Source organism: Bacillota bacterium (genome assembly GCA_040754315.1).
Taxonomy (GTDB): Bacteria; Bacillota; Sulfobacillia; order DUSP01; family JBFMCS01; genus JBFMCS01.
In genome coordinates this window covers 1-24,938 of sequence record JBFMCS010000042.1, presented here as the reverse complement: position 1 = coordinate 24,938, position 24,938 = coordinate 1, and the positions used below count along the sequence as shown (strand labels likewise).

Below are 24,938 nucleotides of genomic sequence, written 5' to 3'. Positions count from 1 at the left end.
CCAGGAGGATGTTGGGGATGGCCTTGCAGGGTGGGGGGCCTTTGGCCCCCCGTCTGCTAGTGGGCAGTCACGAAAGAGGAGTGATGGATCTTGCGGACTACTTTAAAGGGCAGAACTGTGGAGGTCAACATCGACACAGAAGGCCCAATCGTGATGATAGGGGAGAAGATAAACCCTACCGGCCACAAAAGGCTGGCGAAGGCATTAAGGGAGGGTGATCTGGAATACGTTGCCGAACTCGCATCCAGGCAGGCCTCGGTGGGGGCGCACGTTCTAGATATCAACGTGGGAGTACCAGGCCTGGATGAGGCCGCGCTGCTTTGCCACGTAGTCCGCATGGTCGCTGGCATCGTAGATCTGCCGCTATGCCTTGATTCCGGTAGCCCCCAGGCACTGGCTGCTGGGCTAGCGGCGGCACCGGGGAAGCCGCTGGTCAACTCGGTTAACGGCGAGGAGGCGTCGCTGGAGAGCGTGCTGCCCCTGGTCAATGACAGGGGCGCGGCCGTGATCGGCCTCACCATGGACTCCAGCGGGGTCCCGAAGGACGCAGACACCAGGGTGGCCATTGCCGGGAAGATCTTGGAGCGGGCAGTCCGGCTGGGCATACCCCAAGAGGACGTGGTCATCGACCCCTTGGTGTTGACCGTTGGGGCCGACACCAACTCAGCGGCGGTGACCCTCGAGACCATAGAGAGGGTTCGCCAGGAGTTTGGCGTCAACATCAACCTGGGGGCCAGCAACGTCTCTTTTGGACTGCCTGACCGCTTCACCATAAACCAGGCTTTTCTGGCACTGGCTGCGGGTGCGGGGGCCAGCTGCATGATAACGGACGCAGAGAAGTACGCCGGGGCCATACTGGCGGTGGACCTCCTGCGCGGGCGGGACATGTACGGCAAGCGGTACATTAAACACGCGCGGCTTCAAGGGAGGGTATGATGTTCGTGGCGTTCTTCTTTTCGGGTAGCTCATGGAAGCCGTACCAGGGTACATATCTGACCGTCTTGGACAGGGGGTACATCGATGACAAAGGGAGCTCCGCCCAAGAGATTGGTTGTGGCTCTTGGGGGCAACGCTATCCTCCAACCTGGTGAGAAGGGTACCTTCGAAGAGCAGGATGCTAATGTCCTCAAGACCTGCAGGCAGATAGCCAAGATACTCAAGAAGGGCCACGAGGTAGTGATCACCCACGGGAACGGCCCTCAGGTGGGAAACATCCTCATCCAGAACGAGCGTTCCGGCGACGTGGTCCCGTCGATGCCGTTGGATGTGTGCGGTTCGGAGAGCCAGGGCTTCATAGGCTACATGATCCAGAACAACATGAACAGGGCCATGGCTGAGGAGGGGATCCATCGGGATGTGGCCACCGTGGTGACCCAGGTGGTGGTGGATCCGAAGGACCCTGCCTTCGATGCCCCCACCAAGCCCGTGGGTCCCTTCTATGACAGCAAAACCGCCGCCAGCAAGATGAAGGAACGGGGGGAGCGCTGGGTGGAGGATTCAGGGAGGGGCTGGCGCAAGGTTGTGCCCTCTCCTGATCCCCTGGATATCGTGGAAAAGCAGGTCATTAAGGTACTGCTCGAGGCTGGGATCCTCGTGGTGGCGTGCGGTGGCGGCGGGATCCCTGTGGTAGCGGAGGGCGGGGCCTATAGGGGTGTTGAGGCGGTTATCGACAAGGACCTGGCTGCCGAGAGGCTGGCCAGCATGATACGGGCGGACATGCTGCTCATCCTGACCGATGTGCCGAGGGTGTGCCTCAACTACCGCCAGCCGGGCCAGATGGAACTTGGGCAGGTCACTGTCAAAGAGGCCAGGGACTTCATGAACCAGGGGCACTTCAAGGCGGGCAGCATGAAACCAAAGGTGCAGGCGGCGATCCGGTTTGTGGAGTCCGGAGGCAAGGCGGCCATCATCTCCTCGCTGGGTGCGGTGCTGGATGCCATCGACGGCTTGGAGGGCACGCGGGTGGTCCCTGGGATCTGACCCAGGACATACATGCCCTGGGGGGTCAAGCCCATACCTCAAGGGCGGGTGGCACGCTCGCCGTTGATCCGTTGCCAGGGGCTATCAACCTCCAAGTGAGGGAAGCCGGATTAATACGCGGGTATCCTGGTCGTGCACGGGAAGGGTTGAGTGCTTACCCGTCACGGCCTTTACGTTGCGGATAGTGGACATGTGAAGCGTGCCCTTTACGTCGAACCCGCGAATGCCTCCCGATCTTGTGCAGCATTTCCCCCGGGGTGGCGCTGCTTACCTGGAGGTTTCTGCCGGCTGTGTCAATGGTCGCCATGCCCTGCATGCGGCATGCCATAGAGTGTCACAGTAATAAGCTTCATACCCTGCATCATGACAGGGCTCTCCTCACGGAGGATCAGGCCCTTTATGTGAGGTCCCGCATGGGCCCGGACCTATGGGTGCTCCGGCCATCGAAGTCCTCAAAGGCCTCGCGGTAGAGGGCCTGTAGCATCGTGGCGACCTTCTCGCGGAAATGGTGGTAGACCCCCATGATCTCCCGGGCCATGGGGGTCACTGCCGAGGCTTCCCCTGGACGCCCGCGAACTGGTGCTCAAGACCATCTACAAGCAGGGCATCGTCGCTGAGGATAGGTTGTCTTCGTCTTGGTCACCTTCCGGAGCTGCCGGTGGTAACCCTCCACGGTGTTCGTTGTATAGATGAGCCGGCGGATGCCCTGAGGGTAACTGAAGTACGTAGTCAGCTCCAGCCAGTTGTTTTCTCACGACCTCACGATGATCGGGTACTTTCTGCCCCACTTCCTTAAAGGTGGCTATCAAGTTAGATCAGCATGAGTGACGGTTAGACCTGTTGTACAGGCTATGGGCATAGGGTTAAGGATTTAGGCTGTCACACCTTTCATTGAACCGTGCGTATTTCTCGCCAAGTCCAACCCACCGGATGTGAGGCCGTACCGTTTGACGCTGATAACAGGCCTGTTCATTGGCGACATGTTCCCCAAGGCCACCAAGAGACTTGTTCAACCTCATGAGTCCATCTGCAATAGGAGGACCTCCTGAACAAGATTAATAGTCACCTCCTTAAATGCTTGCATGTCTCAGATTGGTCTCCAATTCGACCTCAGCCCCTTTAACTGGCTCGAGGACAGGGCACCCAACTGCTAGGGCGCAGGCGGCGAGGCGTAGCCTGCCTGTTGCCAGGTATCCAACGGTATGGTAGAATGACTCCATACAACATCCTGCCGATGAAGGGGCGTTGGTATAAGCAGCGCCCCGTTTCATTGGGCAAGCAACGAATACGAGGTGTCGAATGTTCGAAGGTTTAGGTTTGAATCCTGTTCTCCTCAACAATGTGCGCAGGCTAGGCTATGTGGAACCCACTCCAATCCAGACCTCTAGCATCCCCCCGGTTCTCGCCGGGCTTGATGTGGTCGCTACCGCTGAGACCGGGAGCGGCAAGACGGCGGCCTTTCTCCTGCCCCTGTATCACCGCCTGTTGCTTTCACGACAGCGCGGGAAGACCAGAGGCCTGATCCTGTGCCCAACCCGGGAAATAGCCCTGCAGACCCATGAAGAGGCTGAGAAGATCGGTCGCAACACAGGGCTCAACAGCACTGCCATCTATGGTGGGGTGGGGTTTGAGCCACAGATGAAAGCGCTCAAAAAGGGCGCGGACATTGTGGTGGCTACCCCGGGCCGCCTGCTGGACCACGCCGGGCGGCAGACCATTCGCTTCCAGGACATGGAGATCCTCGTGCTGGACGAGGCTGACCGCATGTTGGACATGGGTTTTCTGCCAGACATCAAGCGTATCCTGCAGTGCCTTCCCGCCAGCCGGCAGACGCTCCTGTATTCCGCGACCATGCCCCAGGAGATCCAGGCCCTGGCGGATAGGCTCATGAAAGAGCCCGCCCGGATAGCGGTGGGCCGCCCCGCCACCCCCCCGGGCACGGTGGTTCAGGTTCTCTACCACACATCCCACCAGGAGAAGACATGGCTCCTCACGAAGCTCCTCCCGGCTCAGTGGGCCGAGAGTGCGCTGGTGTTCACCCGGACCAAGCACCGGGCGGACCGGCTGACCCGTCAACTGATCAGGGCTGGTTTTGGGGCTGCGTGCATACACGGGAATCGCACCCAGAGGCAACGCGAGACGGCCCTGGACGGTTTCCGGCGCGGGCGCTTCCGGGTCCTGGTGGCGACCGACATCGCGGCCCGGGGCCTTGATGTTCAGGGCGTTACCCATGTCATCAACTACGACCTGCCTCCAGTCGCCGATGACTACGTTCACCGCATCGGGCGAACAGCGCGAGCCGGGGCGAGTGGCTGCGCTGTGAGCCTGGTAACGGACGATGACATGAAGGCGCTCGCCCAGATCGAAAAGGGTCTGGGGTACCGGATCCGCCTGGCCGCCACACCAACCGCTGACACGGCCACCGGTGAAAGGCAGAGTCCCACCGCCCGCCGCTAGGAGCCAGACAGAAGCTGGTGCCCCCGTCTTGGGGCCACCGGCTTTGACCAATCCTGGATAACTGCACTCACTGCTAGCTGCTCTGGAACGCCAGGCTCAGGTCACGGACCGTGCCCATGATGGTCGTGGCCTGTGCCGGGGCCTTCAAAGGCTGCCTGCAACTCGGTCCAGTTCACCAAGCGCGTAGTCCAGGGCGTCTACGGCCTTGTCCATGTCCTCCTTGCTGACCGTGAGTGAAAGACCGAACCTTGTCGGGGAAGAAGCCACGACAAGAACGCCCCTCTTGATCACCGCCTCCTTCACGACGTTGACAGGGTACTTGGTGCGGTCAGCGGCAAAGTTGGCTTGTCTGCCTTCCGGCACGAACCCCTGCATCGTCGTCTTGCTCCTCACCAGCTCCAGGTGCCAGATCCCAGAACCTGACATCGCCAACCGTGTCGTGCTTGTCCTTCAGGGCCAGGAGCCTCGTTCCGAGATACCTTCTTATCTCCTGGCCTCGCCTGGGCAGGTCCTCTTCCAGCATTGTCTACAGGTTGGCGACGACCGCGGCAAGCGTCAACGGGTGACACGCGAACGTGCTCACGTGCTCCAACGCCATTTGCTGAAGGTCTCGGCTGCCTCCCTGCTGAGCACCACGGCGGATACAGGAAGGGCGGACGAGGACAGCCCCTTCCCAAGGGTCATGATATCCAGGGTGACCCCGTACTGCTGGTAGGCAAACCATGTGCCAGTGCGGCCAAAGCCAGTCAAGCGGCGAGGGGCCCGGGTGGTTATAGAGACCTGCCCTCACTACCTGTTCTTCACTGATGGGGACCTGGACAGGGCCGGTCCCTACGCCAAGTGCGATCCCCCCTTGAGGAACAGGGAGCAGCAGGCCGGGCTTTGGCGGTGCGTCAGCGAGGGAATGGTTGACTACATCGGCAGTACCACGCGCCCCACGCGGTGACCAGGAAGGAACGGGAATGGGCTGGCATCTTCCAGTCCCCCTCGGGGATGCCCGGGGTTGAGATGGCCCTGCGACTCATGCTCACCGCCGTGAGCCAGGGCAGGCTCGACCTTTCGGCGGTCTCAAGGCTGCTTTCCGGGAACCCTGCAAGGGTCTATGGGCTGTACCCGCGGAAGGGCGTGATAGCGGTGGGTGCCGGCGCGGACATCGCCGTGGTCGACACGGGACGGAGGTGGACCGTTGATATCTCGTCACTGGGCACGAAGGCCAAGGCGAGCGCCAGCATTACGAGGGCACTGCCCTGGCCGGGCGTCCCGTTGCCACCGTGCTCAGGGGCAGGATATCATGAGGGACCAGGAGCCCCTGGGAAAGCCCGGGACGGGGGTTTGGCTCCGGGGTGCCCGCGGTGGCAATCCCTTGAGGTGGGCGTAAATGGCCCGGCTGGCTCCGGGACGGCTTCTTGCCGTGGCCCCCGGAATGACAGAAGGCCTGCCGGGGGTGCGTACGGGTCTTGGCGGCGAGGACGGACGGCACTCGCGGGACCTCTCTCGCAGGTGGGCTTCTCCTAGGCTGATGCGGGTTACTCCTGGCCACCACCTAGCGAAGCTCAGGCCAGTCAAAGCCGTCAAAGGCCTCATGGTACAATCCCTGAAGGGACTTGGCGGCCTCCTCGCGAAACGCCCTGTAGCGCCGCATGATCTCCCGGGCCATGGGGGTCACCGCCGAGCCTCCCCCCTGGCCGCCCCCGGGCTGGCGCTCCAGGAGAGAAAAGCCCAGGGCTCTCTCGAGCCGGCGGACTAGGTTCCAGGCATGGCTGTAGGACATCCCCATGTCCTCCGCGGCACGGCTGAGGGAGCCGGAGGCGTCCACCCTGTCGAGTATCTCCAGGGGGCCGTCGCCGAAGGCCTTGCCCAGGCTCTCGTGCTCGATCCAGAGTTTGTATCTCAGTCTCACTGCGGGTCACCCCTGTACTGACGGTCATGGCGAATGAGGGCAAACGTCGTCTCAAAGATAACGTTCCCTTCGCGGTCAAACTCACGAATGATGGCCCGGGACGCCCGCGGCCTGTCCACAACCTCTGCATGCTCATTCATGTATATGATGTCGTAGCGCGCGCCGCCAGCAGGGGTCGAGTCCTCCTGCGTCTCCAGCCATCGCCCGTAGTCCTCCCAGGTGTCCACATCGAGGCTCGTATCCGCGTCCACGGGTACCTCCGTCACGCATGACCGGTACTTCTGGATCAGCGACCGGGCGCCCTCATCGCCATTGACCTCGACCAGTTCGGGGAAGAACCCGGACCCAAAGAGCACCGGGTGGCACCTGTGGTCCGCCCAGCTGGCCGCCAGGATCGCCCTGGAGGGGTCCTCCATGGCGCCAAAGGGGCAGAGGAGGGCTTCAAGGTGTTCCGTGCGGACGAGGGGCTGGTCACCCAGGAGGAAGATAACGCCTGCGGCACCGGCGGGGAGGCTCTTGACCCCCAGGGCCAGGGAAGAGGACATGCCCTTGGCCAGGTAATCGGGATTTACCACCCAAAGAAGCCTCTCCTCTGATCCCAGGAAGGGCTCCACCGCCTCCCTGATCCCCTTGGCATTGTGGCCAAGCACGGCCACCACGGTCGACACCCTTGCCCCCAGGGCCTGCCGGAGCACATGGCCCAGGAGGGGCATCCCGTGCCAGGGCAGGAGCTGCTTTTCCCTGCCCAGACGCGAGGATGTCCCCGCCGCCAGCACCACAACCCCGACTGGGGGCTCCGATAGGTGTTTCCCCCTGGGGCAACCCTCCTTGGACATGTGTCACCGCCTCTACCATTGTGATGTGGCACTGGAGACACGAGGTCAACGGGATCCAGTCGCGATGCCTCGTGGCGGCCGGATCACCAGTGACAGGCGTCATCGAATCATCCACTGGTTCTCATCCCCCAGGAATCTAAGGACGTGTCCCAGTGGGGTCTGTCGCAGGGCGTTGACAAGACGCTCATCAGCGGTAATGAATGGCACCTGCCTTGATTGGGCCAAGGCTACGTAAAGGCTGTCATAGACGGTGCGATTGAAAGCCAGGGCTATCTCGAAGGCAGCGGGCGCCAGCAGCGAACATGACACAGTCTTCACGGGACATGACATTGCCATGGACCTCAGGATCTCCCTGGTAATCTCAGCATCTAATTCGTTTCGCCCGAGCTTTTTCCATAGGACGTTGCCAAACTCGGCGAAAAACAGGTCTGGCACAAGTAGCGTCACTTCACCTTCTCTTGTCTGCCCTAAGAGGAGGGCAGCCTCGTGGGATAACACTTCGGGTATGTACCACTTGACAGCCACACTTGCGTCAATCACGAAGGACCTCATCGTTCACGATCTTCTCTAAGTAGTGTGGCGCTGTCCGAAAAGGCCCTTCCACTTCTGGATAACTGCATTCTGATCCGAGTGGCTGCCTCCTCCGCATCAATCGCCCGGTGTGATGCCGCTTCCTCCAAGATCAATCTTATTTCCTGTTGCAGTGACCTCTGCTTGGCTCTAGCCTGCTCCTTGAGCTGAGCCACAACCGCAGGTGGAATTCCACGGACCAGGATATCGCCCATCGTGCCACCTCCCTGCACCGGTGCTATCATTATGATAGCACGACAAGCCCGGCAAATCTAGCTCGATCCTTCTAGGTTTCTAGAGAATCTGAAAGCCCGCCGCCAGCGCCACAACCCGGCTGAAGGCTCCGGATACGGGTGTTTTCCCTTGGAACGACACCCAGGCATGGGGCTAGGGATTCACCGCCTCTACAACGATGGGCCACCATAGGCATGAGGTCAATAGTACCAGTGGCGCTCCCTTCGCCATGAGGAGATGGGCGACCTCCCGGGCCGCCTCAAGCCGGTCTGTATCATCCACCTTGTTGAGCACTGGGACCAGCCGGGATGCAGGTGGGCGACCCCTGCCGCAACCCTCGCTGTGCCAGAGCGCCGTCGCCATCATCCCTGGGGTCACGGGTTCGCCCGGGACGGCCCCGGTGAGGGCGGAGACAGCCGCTGGCCTGTGGACGAGGAAATGATCCAGGGGTTTCCCCAGGGCGTCCATCCCCGCCACCGCCAGCACCAGGCGGCATGAGGCGGGGATCACCGGCTCATGGGGGGCTGGGGCCTTCAACGCCCTGTGGGCGGCACCGTCGGCTTCCACCACCATCACGACACCGGGAAGGCGCCGGTTGATCTCGTCCACCCAACCCGGCGGGACCCCTGAGATCTTTCCCGGCTGGCGGCGTGGCTTCCTGCCGAGGGTGAAGAGACTCCCGCCGCCCTTTTCCCTTTCCAGGGGTGCCAGGAGCCTCAGGGCCTCCTCGAGGCTCTTGGCCTCGCGGACCAGCGTCCCTGGGGGAACCCGGGACTGGGGGGCACCCCGGGAGAGCGGGGGGAAGTCCCCAGGCCTGGGCTGGTAGATCTTGGTGGTGGTGGTGATGAGGGCGCTCCCCCAGCGCTCAAGGGCCTCCCATGCCAGGGCCAGCATGAGGCTGGTCTTGCCCCCGGCGCCCACCAGGGATATGGTCATTCCCGGTGATATGTCCAGGGTCTCGATCAACATGCGCATGGGCGATAGCGCTCCAGGTCCATCAGGGCTACAGCGCCCGCCACCGTGACACCATAGAACACCATGGGCTTCTCCGAGAGCGGGATGTCCACTGTGCCGTTGGCCAGCGAGGTCCCTGTGGCGAGACCAAGGCCCGCCCACTCCATCACCTCCAGGTTTCTTTTCACGCTCTCCACCAGCACAGCATGGAGGGTGCCCCCGGTGGCCTCCTCGGGGCTCATCGCCCCGGTAAAGACCAGGATACGCCGCAGGAAAGCCCCTATTCCTCGAGGAGACCCCGCACCCTCCGCCGGTACTCGTCCAAGAGGCCCGAGGCGGGATACCCCTAACACTCACTCGGTACCCGCTGTGTCAAAACCGTACTCTTCGAAAACCCTGGCGGCCCAGGGTGACGTCAGGTGGGAAATGAGGGTCTCCGCTTCTTCCCGGTGAGGGGATGACGCCACAACCGCGGCCTCGAACACGATGGGCTGGTGTGAGCCAGGTGGTGCCACCGCCATGACATGGACCCTGCCAGAGCCCCGGACGGTGCTGGAGTAAACCAGGGCTGCCTCTGCCTCCCCCTGTTCCAGGTAGGCCAGGGCCTGGCGCACCGATCGCGCATGGAGGAGCTTAGCCTCCAGTGATGCCATGATGCCCAGGCTATCCAGCACCTGGTAGGCGTAGTGCCCTGCGGGTACCATCTGGGGGTCTCCCAGGGCCACCCGGGAGACACTGCTTCCGGCCAGCCAGGTCCAGGGGTCCTGGCGCACGGGTGTGTCCGCGAGCACCGCCAGCACTAGCTTGTCCCGGGCGACCTCACACCGTGTCCCGGGGACGAGGAGCCCCTCGCGTTCCAGGTTGTCCATGTGCCCCCCACCGGTGGGGAATACCACTAAGTCCAGGGGGGCTCCCTGGCGGACCTGGGAGGCCACGACACCGGTGCTGGAAAAGCTGCAGCTGATAGTGAATAGCCCCATCGCCTGGAGATCCCTTGCCAACGCCCCCAGCACCTCGCTCAATCCCGCCCCGGCACCCACCGTGAGGCTCGCTGGCTTGGCACGGGGGAAGGACACAGCCAGGATGGCGATGGCCGCCAGTGGTATGAGGGTCATCCAAAGCCACCTCTTCATGAGCAGCACACTCCAAGGATTGGCTCGCCAGCCTTCCGGAGCCGGCCCTGGTCCAGGCAAAGAAGCTGGCCCATGCTGCCTGACGCCCGGTAGTCGTGGGTCACCAGGACGAAGGGGATACGCCAGAACCGCTGCAGCCGTACGAGTTCATCCCTGACCACAGCCCGGGTTTCCTCATCCAGGGATGACCAGGGTTCATCCAGAAGGAGGAGATCGGGGGCGGTCATGAGGGCCCGGGCCAGGGCGACCCGCTGCTGTTCCCCCCCGGAGATGTCCCGGGGGTAGCGGTGGGCGATGTGATTGATCTTCAGCATGTCCAGGACCTCCTGGGCGCCGGGCCTTAATCGCCTCCTAGGCCTTCCCCGGATGGATAGAGGGTAAAGGACATTCTGCCTGACGCTCATGTGAGGGAATAGCGCGTAGTTCTGGAATACGTAGCCGATGCCTCGCCGGCGAGGGGGGAGGTCTATCCCGCGGGAGGCGTCAAAGAGCGTCTTGCCATCCAGCATGACGCTGCCTTCATCGGGTCTCCTGAGGCCCGCGATGCAGTCCAGAAGGGTGGTCTTCCCCGCCCCTGAGGGGCCTGAGAGCACCAGGATCCCGCCGTCACACCGGAGGTCCACGTCCAGCGTGAAATCGGGGAGCGCCTTTTTCACCGAGGCGACGAGCATTTCGTCACTCCCTTCCGTTCCTGGGCGAGCCGGCATCTTTCCGAACAGTAACGGGTGGTGAAGGTTGCCGCGAAGGCGAAGGCCAGCATGATGGCAACCAGGAGAGTAGCCGTGGGCATGTCGCCGGCCTCGGTGGCGGTGTAGATGGCGGTGGACATGGTCTGAGTGGCGCCCGGTATGTTTCCGGCCAGCATGAGCGTGGCGCCGAACTCCCCCAGGGCCCGCATGAAGCATAGCACTAGGCCGGCCAGGAAGGACGGCCAGGCTACCGGGAGGGTCACTGTGAAAAACACCCGGGGCTCCGATGCGCCCAGGGTGCGCGCGGCGCTCTCCAGGGAGCCGTCCACGGTCTGGAGGCCAGCCCTGGCTGCGTTGTACATCAGCGGGAACGCCAGGATACCGGAGGCGATCACCGCTGCCCACCAGGTGAAAAGGAGCCGTACGCCCAGGGGTTCCAGGAGGCTCCCTAAGGGTCCCTTTCTCCCCAGGAGCCATAGGAGGAGGAAGCCTACCACCGTGGGCGGGAGCGCCAGGGGCAGGACGAGAATGGAATCCACCACGCCCCGCCCGCGCCAGGAGAGCCTCTCGACGGCCCAGGCTGCCATGGTGGCCAGGCAGGACACTGCCATGGTGGCTACCAGGGCGATGCGGGCGGACAGTAGTACTGGTGAGAGCCAGACCTCCATCACACAGACCCCTTGGCGGGAATCTTCCAGCGGATCAGATTTAACCGCCCTTCCCGAAGGAACAGGCAGGGAAGGTACAGGTGTCACATCCCCGGCACAGGCCACCGTGGGCGTAGGCCAGCATGTCCTTGGAGGTGAGCTGCTCCCCTGCCAGCAGGCGAGGGAGGACCAGGTCCAGGAGGCCGCGGGGGCGTGCCAGGACCCCGGCCGGTATACCCAGGACCGGCACGTTCCCGGCGTAGGCCAGCAGTGTCATGGCCCCTGGCGCTACCGGAGCGCCCGAGAACACGACTTGAGCCCCGCTTTGCCTGATGCCCTCAGGTGTGCAGTCATCGGGAGACATGCCTCCGGTCACGAGGATGAGTTCCATGCCATCCTCAAGCATGGCCGCCACCGTGCCGGCCACCTCCTGGACGCTATCCGGGACAAGACGTAGCGTGGCGACGGTGTTTTTGTACCTCGCCAACCGGCCTTGGATGAGAGGCCCAAAGGCATCCTTGATGCGGCCGGAGAACACCTCGTTCCCGGTGACGGCCAGGCCTATGCGGAACGGCTGGAAGGGTAAGAGCGTGAGCACCGGGGCCTGCCCGGCCACACGGATGACCTCTTCTATATTGCGCTTCTTGGTCACCAACCCAAGCACCTTTGCCTTGGCTATGATATCCCCCAGGGCCACCGTGGAGTTGTTGTGGATCGTGGCCACTAAGACGTCCTGGACCAGGTTGACCTCCAGGAGGCGGGCGACGTCCACCTTCAGGAGCCCTTCCCCGAGGCTACTCACATTCGCCCATGCCTCCCCGGGCATGGTAACCTCCAGCCCCGGTCCTGACAGCGCCTTGGCCAGCACGAGTGCTGCCTCGTCCTCGTGTATCTCATCCTCCTCCAGGTCCAGCACCTTGATGGAGGACTTCCCAATGCGTCTCAGCGTGACGATATCGCCCTCGCCTATCACATGGCCTCGCCTCAGGACGGCTCCCTTTCGTTCCCCAGGGATGATCTCGGTCAGGTCGTAGGCTAGGGTGAGGCCTGCGGATCCCTCCACGGGAACCTCACGGGATCTCATGGTGTGCCCCCCTTTCAGCCATACCCGGGTGGGTGCCCCACAGCAAACCGCAGACGGCCTCGAGCACGCCCCCGGCCACAGACCGCGCCTTGTCCGAGATGTGCCAGGCGGCCTTGGCGTCACACCGGGGGTCTACGTCACCGAGTTTTTGCCCCGCCTGGACCGGTGCTCCATTCCGCAGGAGTCCCCTCAGAAGGCCATCGATGGCACACGGCACAGGCAGGCTTTCCCCGGGGGTAAGGATCTCCGCCACGACCTGGCCGGCCTTGACCTGATCCCCGATCTCGGCAAGGGTCCTTAACGTTCCCGGAGAGGGTGCCCGCAGCAGGCGCTCCATGGTGTAGCCGCCTACATCTCCGGGGGTTTTAGTGTAGGGCTGGGCGCCGCCGTGGTATATGGTCATGCCAAGGTAGTGACCGCGGGCGGTCTCCACCACCGCTCGAACGTCCGTGCCGGCGTTGAACCCAGGTCCAAGGCCCACCACGACTGGGGCATCGTCCAGGGTGGTTCCCAGATTTCTCTTGGCCATTCGGGCGTCGACCAGCACGGACGGTTTGATCTGGCCCAGTGAGAGGCCTTCTGGATCCACCATCACCGGGATCACGCCCTGCTCCCTCAGTTTCAGCGACTCCTCCACCGAACAGGCCCTGGCGGCCATGACCCCCTCCACGGTCCAGCACCCCCGGAATATGCACTCGGAGAAACACACGGTTCGCCGTACCGACCGGGGCTCAGGGATCTCGGTCATGAATACCTGGAAGCCGGCCCTGTGGAGCCTGTGGGCTGTCCCGGTGGCCAGGTCTCCCGCGCCCTTGATCAACACCCTCACATCCGGAGGTGTCAAGACTCCACCCCCTGGTGGCCATCGCACGAGGGAGTATTAGCGCCCTTTTTGGGGGAGAGGCCCATGGAACGGCCGCTCCCGCCCCGCATCGTCTTGATAATCTCAGCGAGTATGGCAACGGCGATCTCCGCCGGGGTTTCGGCCCCGATGTCCAGGCCAATGGGGGAGTGGAGTTCGGACAGGGCCTTGGCGCCCCTACCTTCCTTACGGAGGAGGTCAAAAACCCCTTGAACCCTCCTGCGGCTCCCGATCATGCCTAGGTAACCGGTGCCCTGTCCCAGCAGGTGACGCACGCACTCCAGGTCATGACGGTGGCCCCTGGTGACAACTACCGCGAAGGTGCCCTGGTCAATGGAGCATTGGGAGAGGGCATGGGCAAAGGGGGCGCAGATCACCTCGTGTGCATGGGGAAAGCGTTCTGGGTTAGCGTAGGAGGGGCGGTCATCTATGATTACCACCCGGAAGCCGAGCATCTGGGCCATGCGGCTGAGGGGAAGGGCAATGTGGCCTCCGCCACAGATCAGCAGTTCGGGGGAGGGGTATATTCGTTCGTGCAGGATTTCCCAGGTTTTGCCCACTCTGGAGACGCAGGTCTTTTCGGTGAGGCTTTCGGGAGAATTCTCCTGGCGTACCAGCTCGTTGAGGAGTGAACGCGCCTCCTCTTCGCTGATCGCTGCAAAGGCATGCCTGTCACCTGATATGGCCAGCATGGAGCCGCCGAGGGAAAGAGGGGAGATAACGGTGGCCAGCTCGAGGCATTGTCTTGCCAGGATCGCCTGGGCCGCGAGATCAAGCACCGGGAAGAAGGTGCCATCGCAGGGGGCCACCAGGACCTCCATTGCCCCCCCGCAAGCGGCCTCGGCGTCATACCCGACGTCTTCTGTGAGGTCCACCCGGACCAGTGTGGGAGTGCCGGTGTCGATAACCTGGAGCCCGGCCTGGATCACCTGTGCCTCACCGCAGCCGCCTCCAATGGTACCAAGGTGGTTACCGTCTCGCCGTATGGCCATCCGGGTCCCCACGGATCTGGGGGTGGAACCTCGTGCCCGGATCACGGTGGCCAGGGCGGCTGTCTCACCGGATCTGATGACGTCCCCGAGGTGCGCAGCCAATTCGTCCACTTGAACACCTTCCCGCCGCAGCATTGGGTGGAGTGAGGGATCGAATGGGAAACGCCTGATTAAAAAAGGAACAGCTTGCCTGGGATCCGGTTGGAGACCTGATTTGAAAGGGCTATACTTCCATAAGTATAACGCTATTCCAAAGCCTGGTCAAGTCCTATTATCTGGCTCTCCCTCACGGGTTGAATCGGGTTTGCTTGAGACGCACGTCTTGGCAATGTGAGCCTGTGCCGCCAATCTCCGGTTTGATGCCGGCAGAGTCTAAGCGCGGTTACGGGGGAAGAATAGATTGGTGGTCTCGAGCGCACAGACGAGGAGGTGACAATATGAAGTCTATCCCAGTGAGGTGTACGGTGAACAGTTGTCACTACTGGAAGTCCGGTAACGAGTGCCATGCCAGCGGGGTGCTGGTCACGAGCGATTCCTTCGCCGACCGGCAGCCAGATAGCGTGGATGCCCATGTGGCGAACACCCTTGGACCCACACCCACCGGTAGTTGCATGGAGACCTGCTGTAAAACCTTCGTGAATAAGGATGCTGCTGCTGCGACGCACCGCTCGGATGGCACCCTGAAGCACTAGAAGATCAAGGCCAGGGCCGCGCCCATTGGGCGCGGCCCTGCATGGCAAGCCTCTTCCCCCATGCGGTGACCCGGTGGTCATCTGGTGATATCTCAGACCTCCCGCATCACCCTCGTACCGCTGGACTACCATGGAAAAGTCCGCCTACTGCCAATATGGTTGGCTTGTTAACTGTCCTGCTGCATTTAATAGCCGGAAGAGACTCCATTTAAGAGTGACGTATGAGGCAGGCTGTCCTGTGGGTGGAATGGAGCCTTGCCTCTAGTGTCTATGGCGGACGGGGTAGCCCCCTTCTTGATTCTGCTCTCACTCCGTCCCTTGGTGACGGAGTCACACACTATACTGGGTGTGAAGGGGTTGACAAGACCACTTTCGGGACGCGTTCCTGAAGCCTACTTGGGGGAGATATCATGAAGGATATCATCTCGAAGATCTATGACGGGGAAGGCTCGATGACATATCAGGGTCATGAACTGGATTTGCCTTTTATCCTGGCAGGGATTCACCTCTTGCGGCAGGGCGCTTTCCAGACCAGCTTTGGCCACCTCGCAATGGTGAAACAGTGGACCAGGGACGCCATTAGCCTGGTCAAGTCGAGTATCCCCTTGGAGACCCTGGTGAATGCCGCAGCTGAGGATCTATATGGTGCATTTGAAGGCTGCCACCGGGAGGGATTGGGCTTTTTGTGGGGGGCAGTCCTCGGTGATCATTGCGGAGACATCTATGACTACTACCTACACTCAACAGTGTTTAGCACCAGGGTAGTCGGCCTAAGGTACGATGGGAGGCTGCGGAACCTTGAATATATCTCCAAGGGGCAGCCGGTCGCTCTCACGTGGGAACCCGACAATCCTTATGACCCGAATGCCATCCAGGTCGTGTCCTCACGTGGGGAAGACCTTGGATACCTGCGTCGTACCATCTCGAAGCAGGTGGCACAGCGGCTACGGCGTGGAGAGGTGTTCGTAGGTTCTGTTGCGACCATCCTTGGGGAAGAGTACCCCGTGAATGAAAGGTTGTATATTAGAGTGAAGCAAGGGGTGCCTAAGGATGATGTGGCTGGCAGCCAATCGTCTGCCGCGAGCTATGTAGGGACTTGACCATGCAGGTGCGGCTCCGGCTGGGGGCCACTTCCTGTCCCATCTTGGCGTAATGGTATCACATCGGCGGTCTGCCTAACCACATGGGTTTGAGTAATGTGGCGCCAGAGCCAAATCAAGGAAGACAAGGATAGACACTGCTCGCCAGATTATTCTTGCCAGTACAAGGAAATTCTTCCACCTTTGTCGAACAGGAAAATCGAGGAGGGTGCCGTTGCTAGAAGGCCTGAGATTGGCCCACTACCAATTCCATCTTGAGGCGGTTACTCCAGTCTATGTACCGGAGTACAAAGGCAGCGTGCTAAGGGGCGCTCTAGGGACCGTGCTCAGAAGGGTCAGCTGCGCCCTGCGGCAGACTACCTGTACGGGTTGCATGCTCAGATCGTCATGTCCCTATGGCGTGATATTTGAGAGTGGCCCTGGTCCTGAGTCACAGCACCTGCGGAATTTTGATCAAGTTGCCAGGCCATTTGTTCTCAGGCCACCCCAAGACAACAGGAAAGTGATAATGCCCGGAGAGGACTTGCAGTTTACTTTAGTCCTCATAGGGCGAGCGATAGAGTATCTGCCCTACTTCATAGTGGTTTTCCGGGAACTGGGGGACGAAGGGATCGGGCTAAGACAGGACCGTTTGCGCGGGAAGGCACATCTCCGGGTGGTATCATCGGTGCATCCATTGGAGGACACAACACATCAGGTTTTCGATGGGACATCAGGTTTGGTCAAAAGTGATGGATACATCCTGACTGGCGAGAATCTTGAACGCTGGGCTGTAACCCTTCCCTCCAGCAAGCTAAACCTGGAATTCACGACTATAACTCGTCTACAGCATGATTCGCGAATTGTATCAACGCCCCAATTTCACATTTTGATAAGGACTCTTCTGAGAAGATTCTCCAATCTGGCGTACTTTCATCATGGGATGGATCTTGATGTGGATTTCAAGGGAATGATTGAGAGAGCACACTTGGTTTCCACATCCTCGCAATCCATACAGTGGCTGAAATGGGAGCGATACTCTTCGCGGCAGAAGGCTTCGATGGATTTGGGTGGCTTCATAGGCAAAGTATCTTATACCGGGAGTTTGGGGGAATACCTGGGGCTCTTAGCCTTGGGGTCAGCGGTGAATGTTGGTAAGAACTGTACGTTTGGGCTTGGTCAGTATCAGATCTTGACTCAACAGTAATAAGGCATGTCATTATTCTCTGTTACTAACCAGATTAGTGCTATTACTGGGCCGGATGCCTGGAGTCGACGATTTACCGGTATTACTGCTATGCCGGGAACCAGGTCGTAAGGGGGAGCGAGCCTAGGTCCAAGGGGGGACGCTAATGGACTGGGAAGAAGCGAGGAACAAGGCAGTCCTATGGATGATTCGCCGAGGTTGGAAATCTAAGACTGCAAAGAAGAAGGGGTTCCAGCAATCATTGTTTGAGCACACGCTAATCCAATTGGATATTCTGCTTTCTTTGCTCCCAATACTACAGCACAAGGGGACGTTTGGCCTCTCGGAACAGGAAGCAAGAGTTTTATGGGTATCAACTATAGCCCATGATGTTGGAAAGGAGACAGAGGCCTGGCAGGCGTACGTTCTTGGCCGAGGCCCCGTTATTAGCCATTGCATTCCTGAGCTTGCTAAGGAAGCAGTGGCGGATCTAATTGCCCAGTATCAATGGGACGACGAAGGTCTTCCGGATGAGCTCTCTGGTGTTCTGCTGCATATGAAGGCTTCCCGAACGCCTACAATGGTATTGAGTCGTGCCATAACAAAACACTCATTACCACGGTGGAAGATGGTGGCGGAAATGGTTGATGCCATCGATAATTTGGCTTCAGCTAATGGGTTGTTTGCGGGGCTTGCATCGCTCGAACAGGGTATTCTGGGACCCTGCCTTAAGACCACTTATCATCTGGTCAGTTCAAGGGGTGTTTCAACGGTTCTGCTCCACAAGGCTGTCGTAGATACCTTTGTTAAGACTGGGTGGGCTCCGCTCATCCACTATCCCAACGGGACCATTTATGCTACCAGGAGTCTCACGGATGTCTTTGTGCCTGACCGTGGCATCATCGCAGCGCATTTGGCTCAAGAAGTCAAGAAGGTCATGAGTTCAGGGTTTGCCGACAGAGTAGTAGGCAGCCCAGTAGCATCCATGGTTCCTAAACCAGAACTGTTTGATTACACAGAAATGCGAGAATACCTGGAGGTAGCCGCTAGTCGAGTGAGTGGGAAAAGCTTTGTGAAGAAAAAGGATTCTGTTAGACAAAAGGTAGTAGACCGATATCTGACAACAGTTCGTAGTCTGCAAGATAAAACCGGGTATGATTTACCGAAGAAATCAATCGACAACCCCGACCTTGAATACCAGAGTAACCGCCTAAGCCGAGCTCATCCGGAAATGGTGGTGTTTAAGCTGTTCAAGACGGTCTTCAGCGAAAAAGTCATTGACCAGCGGAGATTTATTCTACCTCCTGCCAAGATGGAGGATTTGAACAGCAGATTTGAAGCCAGGTTAAGAGATGACAGCATGACTGAGAAATACGATAAGGCGATTCGAAAGGCCCAGAAGGACATATGGAAGTCGCTCATAAATGAGGTTTCTAAGGCTTATGACAAGCGGTTTGGGGATGGGGCTTTCAAACTCCTCCAGCAGACCAGTTCTCTCGATGTTGCGCAAGACATGGCATGCTCGGTTGACTTGTTCTGGACCTTGCCTAGCTCGCACTTGATACACGATGGTAATGATCTGCCAGTGGAAGCCCTGCCGGACAAGAAACGATTAGATCTCCTTGTGGAAACCCTATCGCAAGTTGCCAAAGATGGGTTTTCGGTGCTTGAGGATGTCAACCGGCCAAGACGTATTGACCCACATAGCATTGCGGAGGGTTTTCTTGTGGATTTGCTTCATCCCGCTGAAAACGCGTCGCTGGATGAGTTAGTAATGAAGCAGCTGGAGGCGTATGGTGATTCCAAGCCTTTGGCCCGTAAGACAGAAGGACAGCACCTATGCCCAATCTGTAATCGCCATTTCACAGGCGGGACCGGTGCTCGCGCTGATTTCCTCAGCAATCCGGAGTCTCACACTAATCGTGCTCCCGCTCATGGTAGTCCCGGGTATATTGTTATTTGCGATGCCTGTAAGTTTGAACGTTTCCTGCAGCAGCAGATCCTTGAAGGCAAGGCGGAACAAATGATGGTACTTATGCCAAGAATGAATATCGGGCACCGCTCAGGAGACCTCTTAAAGAGAAAAGCCTTGCAGATATGGGAGCGGATGTTCAATCTCATGTCAGAGGATAATCCGGACCCGTACGAGAGGTTTTCCTTTAGCCTGATCGGCGAGATTGCACGACGCTTGCCGGAGCACGGTATCGAGCTCGTTAGCCCGGAGGAATTTGTTAGGCTCTTCACTTATAGGACGGGCGTGGATAGAAGCAGGGAATACCGGCGTCAGCTGAAGTCTATGTTGACTGAGATTGGCGATGGTCTAGATGAATGGAACCAGTACTTTGGCACAGACTTCCAATCTGACGATGATTTCTTCGATGCAGTGGAAGACCTATCGATTACCGATGATAGTGGCGAACTGAGAGAAATCCGAGCAAGGGCCTACAAACTTGCCCCCCAGATGCAACTCGTTTGCGAGACCCCACATCTGATCTTGGTGCCTATCCGGAATTCCATTGGACTGGCAAAGGATTCAGAGGCTAATGCTGCTGTGCGGGAGTTATTTGCCATGCTCATTGTGGGCCTGGCACTGGATGCCTCAGTTGCCGTTATTCGAGATGGGGAGGGGATCTCTTTTGCTGGAGGTGAGGGGGTGGCCAGAGTGCCTCCAGTTCCGGCCCTACGTGAACTAATAGGGTGTGAATGGCTGGGCCTTGATGAGGCCTACAAATGGGTCAGCGCGATTGCCGCGGCTGGCAGATTGGCCTATGCTGCCGACTATCCCGAGAGGTCCAACCTGTACCAGATACTGTCGAGCGCTACCCCTGGCCATATTCTACGCCGTATAGAAACGCAGAGTAAGGGTGGTTATGTTCCACTGGCCTATTATTCCTACCTGGAAGATATCAAGGAGGTGTTGACGTGAGGACGCCTTTGGTAACCCGAGGTGAGAGGTTTGAGCCAGCGAGCGTTCAGTCCCAGATGGAATCCGTGGTCAATGCATTTGATCGCTACCTGGATGCATCACCCTATCGCTTTGGACGAACCAAGCATGCAGTGATGGGGCCGGTCGCAAAGGTCCTTGAAAGGGCACAGACTGGTCACTGGTCGGTAGAGGATCTTACGGGCTATGCTTTGCGGGTACACGAGATGAACCCAAGGGCAAAGGGTTTTGTTTCTCCTGAGGCCCGTATGGCCATGGAAAGCGGGATCCGAGAATTGGTACAGCTCATCCAGACGGTCCCGGTTACAGTGTTGGCCAATGTATTAGAGAGGCTGGAGTACGCTCTCTACTACAGGCGGAGGAAAAGGGCCAGTGAATGGTTCGATGGGATCAAACAGGAATTCGTGCGCTTTCTTCATTCGCGTTATGACACGGTTGAGGCATTGAGAGAGGCTTGGAAGGATAAGAACGCAGACTTCGACAACGCCTATCCCAGTAGGAGCAGCGGCGCCTATCGTAACGCCAAAGGGAAGCGGAGGGAAGATGTCGATGCCTTCTTGTCCGGACGTACAGGAGAGGATTTCGAACAGGAGGAGGATGAGTTATGAGCCTTGACATGTTGACTCCTTACTTGGTAGAGATTGCCCGGCCCATTATTGGTGCCAAGACAATCCAAGTCATCCTTTTTAGGGAAGTGTTGGATTATACGGTGTTACGGACTGAGGAAACTCGTGAGGTAAATACAGTGGTAACTCCACTGTCCATCTCGATAGGTAAAGATGTACGAAGAGCGGCTTTCCTCGGGAGCAAGCAGAAAGCTGTAGAGTCACGTGAACTGGAGCGAATGCTCAGAACCGCTGGCGTTGAAGCTGGGCTAGTGGAATTACAGTGTCACTTAAAAGATAATCTATGCCTTAAGTGTCCGCGGTGCGCTCTATTCGGTGGAACTAATGTTGAATCCGGTAGTGAGAAAATAGCCAATATCAAACACAGGATAGAGTATGGCACGGCTTTTTCATTACTTCCTTTTGAGGAGGTCAGAGTAGCCCTTACCTTTAACGCTATTAATGATAAAACTCAAAAGACTGGACAGGCATTGGGCACCCGTTACGCCGTCCGACCCTCGACAGTTTTTCCGTCCGTAGTAACGTTAAAATCCGTAACTCATAAAGAATTGATTCTTGTTATCAAGACTCTCCTATCGGCGAGGAACTACGGGGCAGAAACCCGTATTGGAGGAGATATGCGCAATTCAATCGTCGGTATTGTAGCAGGTTGGGAAGAAATGATCACTCCTTTAGAATTGACCTTGGAACTCTATGATAGGCGAGAAGATCTGTCAGGGGATACTGTGGCTGGTATTCTAGATAGATACCAAGCGTACGCAGGGAATCCGAATAAACTCAAGGTATTCACACCAGAACAGGTAGATCTCATGGTCGAGCAGGTGGCTGAGGTTAGCCTTGACCGTCGCTTCCTGGATGAGGCCTATGCCGATGTGGCTCAGTATCGGCTGGAGCAGAAAGGATAGCCCCGAAATGTATAAAATGATTGATTTGGAGAAAGCAGGCTACTCGTTATTGGAGGGACGTCTATATAATCATGACTATTTATGGTTTTCTTCAACGGAGATTGCCAAGGTATCGTCAACTTGGCCAGCCATTCACAACTATGCCTTGAGCTATTCACTTTCCCAATACTCCCATGGCGTATATAGGGGCAACTGCCCACGATACGAGGATGATTTGGCATCTATGCCCTTATATACCACACCTGCAATCAGCCCTGTAGTTACCCGTACTACTATCACGCTGAACGCAGTTGACGATTTAACGCTTCGTACTGACTCCGGGGGAAAGATCAATACACCTAACCTCGGGAAACGTGTGACTTTGGACCCATGCTTTGAGTTGCCGCAATCAGGCCGTAGACTTGAACTGGGCTATCTATTCTTTTGTTTTGTCCGTGGGGACTATCGGCCCCCTGCTGTGGCACGTCTTGGTAAAAAGGGGTGTCCTATCAGGGTGTGCTGGAAAGGAATTGAGTCTCCTCAGGCTTTTCTTCTTGATGAAGCTGTTGTTCCAGCACACCCCGTAAACCCACTGGATATATCGGGTGAGGTGTTATCCTACGATCCCATTATTCTGCCTCCCCATATGCTGTTCCGTAGGGCAGAGATTAGGGGGGACTGGTTTGTTCGTGTGGATGGAGGGATGGTGCTGTTACCTAAACGGATTAGGCACGAGATAGGGCGGACGTAATGGATAAATGATACTTGGTGGCTGGTGACAACCCCCGTTGCTGGCGAAGGTTAGACGAAATGATACGGGGTGACGGCATTGATAAGAGTGACCGGAACGATAATGAAGATCCATCGTCACCCAGCAACTAAACTGCCTCTGTACCCCCATCAATGTGCTTTGCTCGATCTATGGGAGCAAAGGGACGCATTTATCTTGACGACCAAGACGGGAAGTGGAAAGACTGCGGCTGCAATCCTGCCAGTCATTACTAATAACGAATCAGCCATCTTTGTCTACCCGACGAACGCCCTGATCGAAGACCAGGAGCGCTCCATTCTCTCTCTACTAAGACAAGAGAGGGTATCTGTAAGAGCTCTTTCTCCGGACAACATACGCGCGAAACTAGGGTCAGAGGATTATCATCTTATACGTATCGATGCAAGGCGATTGGAGGAGTTTAGGGTCGCGCTGAGGGTTCGGGATAGGGGCTCCGCCCTCCTCCGTTTGATCCAGCCGTCCAGGCCAAAGATCCTGTTGATTAACCCTGACCTCCTTTACCTCATCTTTTCCCTCAAGTACGGTCGGGCAAGCGCCGAACTGATAGCGCACGTTGAGGCCTACCAGACAGTGGTCTTCGATGAGTTTCATCTCTACTCAGGGGTTGAACTGGCCCATAGCCTCTTCCTGATCCACCTTGTCCGCCAGTTTGGCGGGTTCTCCAGGGTAGTGCTGCTATCAGCCACGCCGGAACCGGAAGTGCTCACACTTTTAAACAGACTGCTGAGAAACCCACCGTTGATCAATTCGATGGTGGAGACTAAACGCGTCAGCATAGGAGAGCGGACAGCCGCTTTCTTGTTGACCTTTGAGTGCCTCAGCGCCGGTTCAGATGAGGTCCAAGCATGTTTCGCGTACCTTCAGAAGAACAAGAGCAAGCTAGAGGCTGCAAGGGAGGCGAATTCTGACGAAGAGTATGTACCGGCAGTAGTCATTCTGAATTCCGTAGTCTCTGCCATGCGCCTGGAAGATATGCTGCTTGCAGCAGGTTGGGATAGGAAGCAGATCGGCGTTGTGCGTGGTCTGATGGCAAGACACGAACGGCAAATCCAGGGGCGGGTTGGTATCATTGGCACGTCGGCAATCGAGGTAGGTGTTGATTTCAATGCTGACCTGCTATTGTTTGAGGCAGGAGATGCCGCATCCTTCTTGCAGCGGATTGGACGGGTTGGCCGGCACGGAGCAGGAAAAGCGGTTCTTCTCAGCAATAGCCGAGAGGACGTTGCATTTGGCTGTCTTCCGTCTGAGTTGTCCCGGGAGGAATTTGAGGGAATGGTCAAGCGTGTATACAACGAGCGCGATGCTTTTGCCTGGTTTCCGGGTACATTCGGTGGTGTTACAACAATGATTGCACAAGCTGAATCCATTCGCCGACGGGTTGAAGACGATAAGAAGAGTAATGAAGAAATGAAAACGGCAGTTAATAACTGGTTGGATAGTGCAATTAGTGAATTTGGAGCCCTAATGGGATGGGAAAAACAGGTAACGCGGGTGAGGCAACTTATAAAACAGGCATTTAAGGGAGGAGTAATTGGCAGTTGGGTGAAGGCTTATGTTAGTGAGGTTAGCTTCAGAAGCTCAATACCAACCGTATCTATCTATGATTGGGCCGAAGCCAGGCGCGGGCGTTCCCCAGAATATGAGGCTGACCTTGTCTCACTCCTGAGGTGGGGGAATCAGTCCCCACGCTACAAGAAAGAGACCAACACTATATATATTGATGGTTTTCAAAGGGAGAGTCCCCATAGAATCCATCTATCTGGTTCTTTTGACGATGAAGAAATTGGGATCATATATACTACACAGGATTATTGCCAGTCTTTGAAGATACTACGGGATAATCACCTCACTAGCATCTCGCATATTTTTGCCATGCGACCCCACATATTTGTACTTCTATCTCTTGATTTCGCCAGAAGACTGGATTGGCGACTTCCGTGGTTCAGATGTGGCTCGCAAGGCAACAAGTCTGCAGTATTTGACGGCGCGGCACTTGTTGCATGGGAATTATGGAAGCAGTACCAAGCAGGAAAATGGTCCCTGTAGTTTGCTGGCCTTTATCGATGAATTAAACACACTTTACGGTATCAGTGCCGACGGACTAGTTACGTTTTCAAGAGCGCAAATGGCTCCCTTACTTTGTGCTTCCCCCAAAGAGTTGTAGTAATCTCTGATGCAAATCTGACTATGTTCTACGCAGCATTCTTCCAGTATAGTACATCTTTACAATGTATTTCACGATACAATATTTGACGGTTAATCTGGGGATGTTGCATTGGTGTTCGGTTAAGCCTCAAAATTACCAATAGATGTTTCTGCCAACATATTATCCCTGGGAATCGGAACCAGAGGATTTCGGGTAGCATCTATAGAATCTCTTCTCCATGAAGCAGGGAGGA

At 57.8% G+C, this 24,938-nt stretch carries 28 protein-coding genes and 1 pseudogene; 13 read left to right on the top strand and 16 right to left on the bottom strand.

All coding sequences use genetic code 11. The annotated features are described in order from the left end of the window. Positions 1–90 precede the first annotated feature (90 nt). Both AB1576_08730 and arcC read left to right on the top strand, forming a co-directional pair. A complete protein-coding gene (locus AB1576_08730) occupies positions 91–936 on the top strand; it encodes a dihydropteroate synthase (GenBank protein MEW6081840.1) in 846 nt (281 codons plus the stop codon). 84 nt (positions 937–1,020) lie between these two features. Further along, a complete protein-coding gene (gene arcC, locus AB1576_08725; GenBank protein ID MEW6081839.1) occupies positions 1,021–1,980 on the top strand; it encodes a carbamate kinase in 960 nt (319 codons plus the stop codon). Positions 1,981–2,377: 397 nt separating this feature from the next. Here the strand turns inward: arcC and AB1576_08720 are convergent, their stop codons facing one another. Both AB1576_08720 and AB1576_08715 read right to left on the bottom strand, forming a co-directional pair. Beyond that, positions 2,378–2,527 carry a hypothetical protein gene (locus AB1576_08720; GenBank protein MEW6081838.1) on the bottom strand — a complete coding sequence of 50 codons (150 nt, stop codon included), beginning with the start codon at positions 2,525–2,527 and terminating at the stop codon, positions 2,378–2,380. A 53-nt stretch (positions 2,528–2,580) separates the two neighbouring features. Continuing rightward, positions 2,581–2,770: pseudogene (locus tag AB1576_08715) on the bottom strand (transposase). Between the two features lie 527 nt (positions 2,771–3,297). On the opposite strand from AB1576_08715, the gene AB1576_08710 reads away from it, so the two are divergent. Next, positions 3,298–4,437, top strand: coding sequence for a DEAD/DEAH box helicase (locus AB1576_08710; GenBank protein MEW6081837.1), 1,140 nt, complete (start codon positions 3,298–3,300; stop codon positions 4,435–4,437). A gap of 144 nt (positions 4,438–4,581) precedes the next feature. Here the strand turns inward: AB1576_08710 and AB1576_08705 are convergent, their stop codons facing one another. Both AB1576_08705 and AB1576_08700 read right to left on the bottom strand, forming a co-directional pair. Continuing rightward, positions 4,582–4,812 (bottom strand): hypothetical protein, encoded by a 231-nt coding sequence (locus AB1576_08705; GenBank protein ID MEW6081836.1) that lies wholly within the window; start codon positions 4,810–4,812, stop codon positions 4,582–4,584. A gap of 204 nt (positions 4,813–5,016) precedes the next feature. Next, complete coding sequence (locus AB1576_08700; protein ID MEW6081835.1) at positions 5,017–5,187, bottom strand: aminotransferase class III-fold pyridoxal phosphate-dependent enzyme; 171 nt, start codon at positions 5,185–5,187, stop codon at positions 5,017–5,019. Here AB1576_08700 and AB1576_08695 point away from each other — a divergent pair. Next, a complete protein-coding gene (locus AB1576_08695) occupies positions 5,162–5,383 on the top strand; it encodes a hypothetical protein (GenBank protein ID MEW6081834.1) in 222 nt (73 codons plus the stop codon). The genes AB1576_08700 and AB1576_08695 overlap by 26 nt on opposite strands. Then, positions 5,380–5,952, top strand: a complete 573-nt coding sequence (locus AB1576_08690; GenBank protein ID MEW6081833.1) for an amidohydrolase family protein — start codon at positions 5,380–5,382, stop codon at positions 5,950–5,952. The genes AB1576_08695 and AB1576_08690 overlap by 4 nt, the downstream gene beginning before the upstream one ends. A gap of 28 nt (positions 5,953–5,980) precedes the next feature. Here AB1576_08690 and AB1576_08685 read toward each other — a convergent pair whose 3' ends face one another. The 12 genes from AB1576_08685 to AB1576_08630 all read right to left on the bottom strand — a co-directional run bounded on the left by AB1576_08685 (position 5,981) and on the right by AB1576_08630 (position 14,449). Next, complete coding sequence (locus tag AB1576_08685; GenBank protein ID MEW6081832.1) at positions 5,981–6,337, bottom strand: LysR family transcriptional regulator; 357 nt, start codon at positions 6,335–6,337, stop codon at positions 5,981–5,983. After that, on the bottom strand, positions 6,334–7,173 hold the full coding sequence (locus AB1576_08680; protein ID MEW6081831.1) for a nucleotidyltransferase family protein: 840 nt from the start codon (positions 7,171–7,173) through the stop codon (positions 6,334–6,336). The genes AB1576_08685 and AB1576_08680 overlap by 4 nt, the downstream gene beginning before the upstream one ends. Positions 7,174–7,272: 99 nt before the next feature. Then, positions 7,273–7,713 carry a type II toxin-antitoxin system VapC family toxin gene (locus AB1576_08675; protein MEW6081830.1) on the bottom strand — a complete coding sequence of 147 codons (441 nt, stop codon included), beginning with the start codon at positions 7,711–7,713 and terminating at the stop codon, positions 7,273–7,275. 8 nt (positions 7,714–7,721) lie between these two features. After that, positions 7,722–7,958 carry a hypothetical protein gene (locus AB1576_08670; protein ID MEW6081829.1) on the bottom strand — a complete coding sequence of 79 codons (237 nt, stop codon included), beginning with the start codon at positions 7,956–7,958 and terminating at the stop codon, positions 7,722–7,724. Positions 7,959–8,130: 172 nt separating this feature from the next. Further along, complete coding sequence (gene yqeC / locus AB1576_08665; protein MEW6081828.1) at positions 8,131–8,952, bottom strand: selenium cofactor biosynthesis protein YqeC; 822 nt, start codon at positions 8,950–8,952, stop codon at positions 8,131–8,133. After that, the gene (locus AB1576_08660; protein MEW6081827.1) at positions 8,940–9,284 is read right to left on the bottom strand and encodes a hypothetical protein; all 345 of its coding nucleotides are present in this window, start codon (positions 9,282–9,284) and stop codon (positions 8,940–8,942) included. Before AB1576_08660 ends, yqeC begins: the two co-directional genes overlap by 13 nt. Then, on the bottom strand, positions 9,285–10,064 hold the full coding sequence (gene modA, locus AB1576_08655; GenBank protein MEW6081826.1) for a molybdate ABC transporter substrate-binding protein: 780 nt from the start codon (positions 10,062–10,064) through the stop codon (positions 9,285–9,287). It lies immediately after the preceding gene. Continuing rightward, complete coding sequence (locus AB1576_08650) at positions 10,061–10,735, bottom strand: ATP-binding cassette domain-containing protein (protein ID MEW6081825.1); 675 nt, start codon at positions 10,733–10,735, stop codon at positions 10,061–10,063. The genes modA and AB1576_08650 overlap by 4 nt, the downstream gene beginning before the upstream one ends. Continuing rightward, entirely contained in the window at positions 10,717–11,421 is a 705-nt protein-coding gene (modB, locus tag AB1576_08645; GenBank protein MEW6081824.1) for a molybdate ABC transporter permease subunit, read from the bottom strand. The genes AB1576_08650 and modB overlap by 19 nt, the downstream gene beginning before the upstream one ends. Before the next feature lie 40 nt (positions 11,422–11,461). Continuing rightward, positions 11,462–12,484 (bottom strand): molybdopterin-binding protein, encoded by a 1,023-nt coding sequence (locus AB1576_08640; protein ID MEW6081823.1) that lies wholly within the window; start codon positions 12,482–12,484, stop codon positions 11,462–11,464. Next, positions 12,471–13,328 (bottom strand): selenium-dependent molybdenum cofactor biosynthesis protein YqeB, encoded by an 858-nt coding sequence (gene yqeB, locus AB1576_08635; protein MEW6081822.1) that lies wholly within the window; start codon positions 13,326–13,328, stop codon positions 12,471–12,473. The genes AB1576_08640 and yqeB overlap by 14 nt, the downstream gene beginning before the upstream one ends. Next, complete coding sequence (locus AB1576_08630) at positions 13,325–14,449, bottom strand: XdhC/CoxI family protein (GenBank protein ID MEW6081821.1); 1,125 nt, start codon at positions 14,447–14,449, stop codon at positions 13,325–13,327. Before AB1576_08630 ends, yqeB begins: the two co-directional genes overlap by 4 nt. Before the next feature lie 326 nt (positions 14,450–14,775). Here AB1576_08630 and AB1576_08625 point away from each other — a divergent pair, with 326 nt between their 5' ends. The 8 genes from AB1576_08625 to cas3 all read left to right on the top strand — a co-directional run bounded on the left by AB1576_08625 (position 14,776) and on the right by cas3 (position 24,585). Next, a complete protein-coding gene (locus tag AB1576_08625) occupies positions 14,776–15,030 on the top strand; it encodes a DUF1540 domain-containing protein (GenBank protein ID MEW6081820.1) in 255 nt (84 codons plus the stop codon). Positions 15,031–15,440: 410 nt separating this feature from the next. Next, positions 15,441–16,130: an HIRAN domain-containing protein gene (locus AB1576_08620; GenBank protein ID MEW6081819.1), complete on the top strand. Its 690-nt coding sequence runs from the start codon at positions 15,441–15,443 to the stop codon at positions 16,128–16,130. A 214-nt stretch (positions 16,131–16,344) separates the two neighbouring features. Further along, a complete protein-coding gene (gene cas6 / locus AB1576_08615; protein ID MEW6081818.1) occupies positions 16,345–17,316 on the top strand; it encodes a CRISPR system precrRNA processing endoribonuclease RAMP protein Cas6 in 972 nt (323 codons plus the stop codon). A gap of 145 nt (positions 17,317–17,461) precedes the next feature. After that, on the top strand, positions 17,462–20,221 hold the full coding sequence (locus tag AB1576_08610) for a hypothetical protein (GenBank protein MEW6081817.1): 2,760 nt from the start codon (positions 17,462–17,464) through the stop codon (positions 20,219–20,221). Beyond that, complete coding sequence (locus AB1576_08605) at positions 20,218–20,847, top strand: hypothetical protein (protein ID MEW6081816.1); 630 nt, start codon at positions 20,218–20,220, stop codon at positions 20,845–20,847. Before AB1576_08610 ends, AB1576_08605 begins: the two co-directional genes overlap by 4 nt. Then, entirely contained in the window at positions 20,844–21,770 is a 927-nt protein-coding gene (gene cas7d / locus AB1576_08600; protein ID MEW6081815.1) for a type I-D CRISPR-associated protein Cas7/Csc2, read from the top strand. The genes AB1576_08605 and cas7d overlap by 4 nt, the downstream gene beginning before the upstream one ends. Then, entirely contained in the window at positions 21,721–22,500 is a 780-nt protein-coding gene (gene cas5d, locus AB1576_08595; protein MEW6081814.1) for a type I-D CRISPR-associated protein Cas5/Csc1, read from the top strand. Before cas7d ends, cas5d begins: the two co-directional genes overlap by 50 nt. A 102-nt stretch (positions 22,501–22,602) precedes the next feature. Beyond that, positions 22,603–24,585 (top strand): type I-D CRISPR-associated helicase Cas3', encoded by a 1,983-nt coding sequence (cas3, locus tag AB1576_08590; protein MEW6081813.1) that lies wholly within the window; start codon positions 22,603–22,605, stop codon positions 24,583–24,585. The last annotated feature ends 353 nt before the right edge of the window (positions 24,586–24,938 follow it).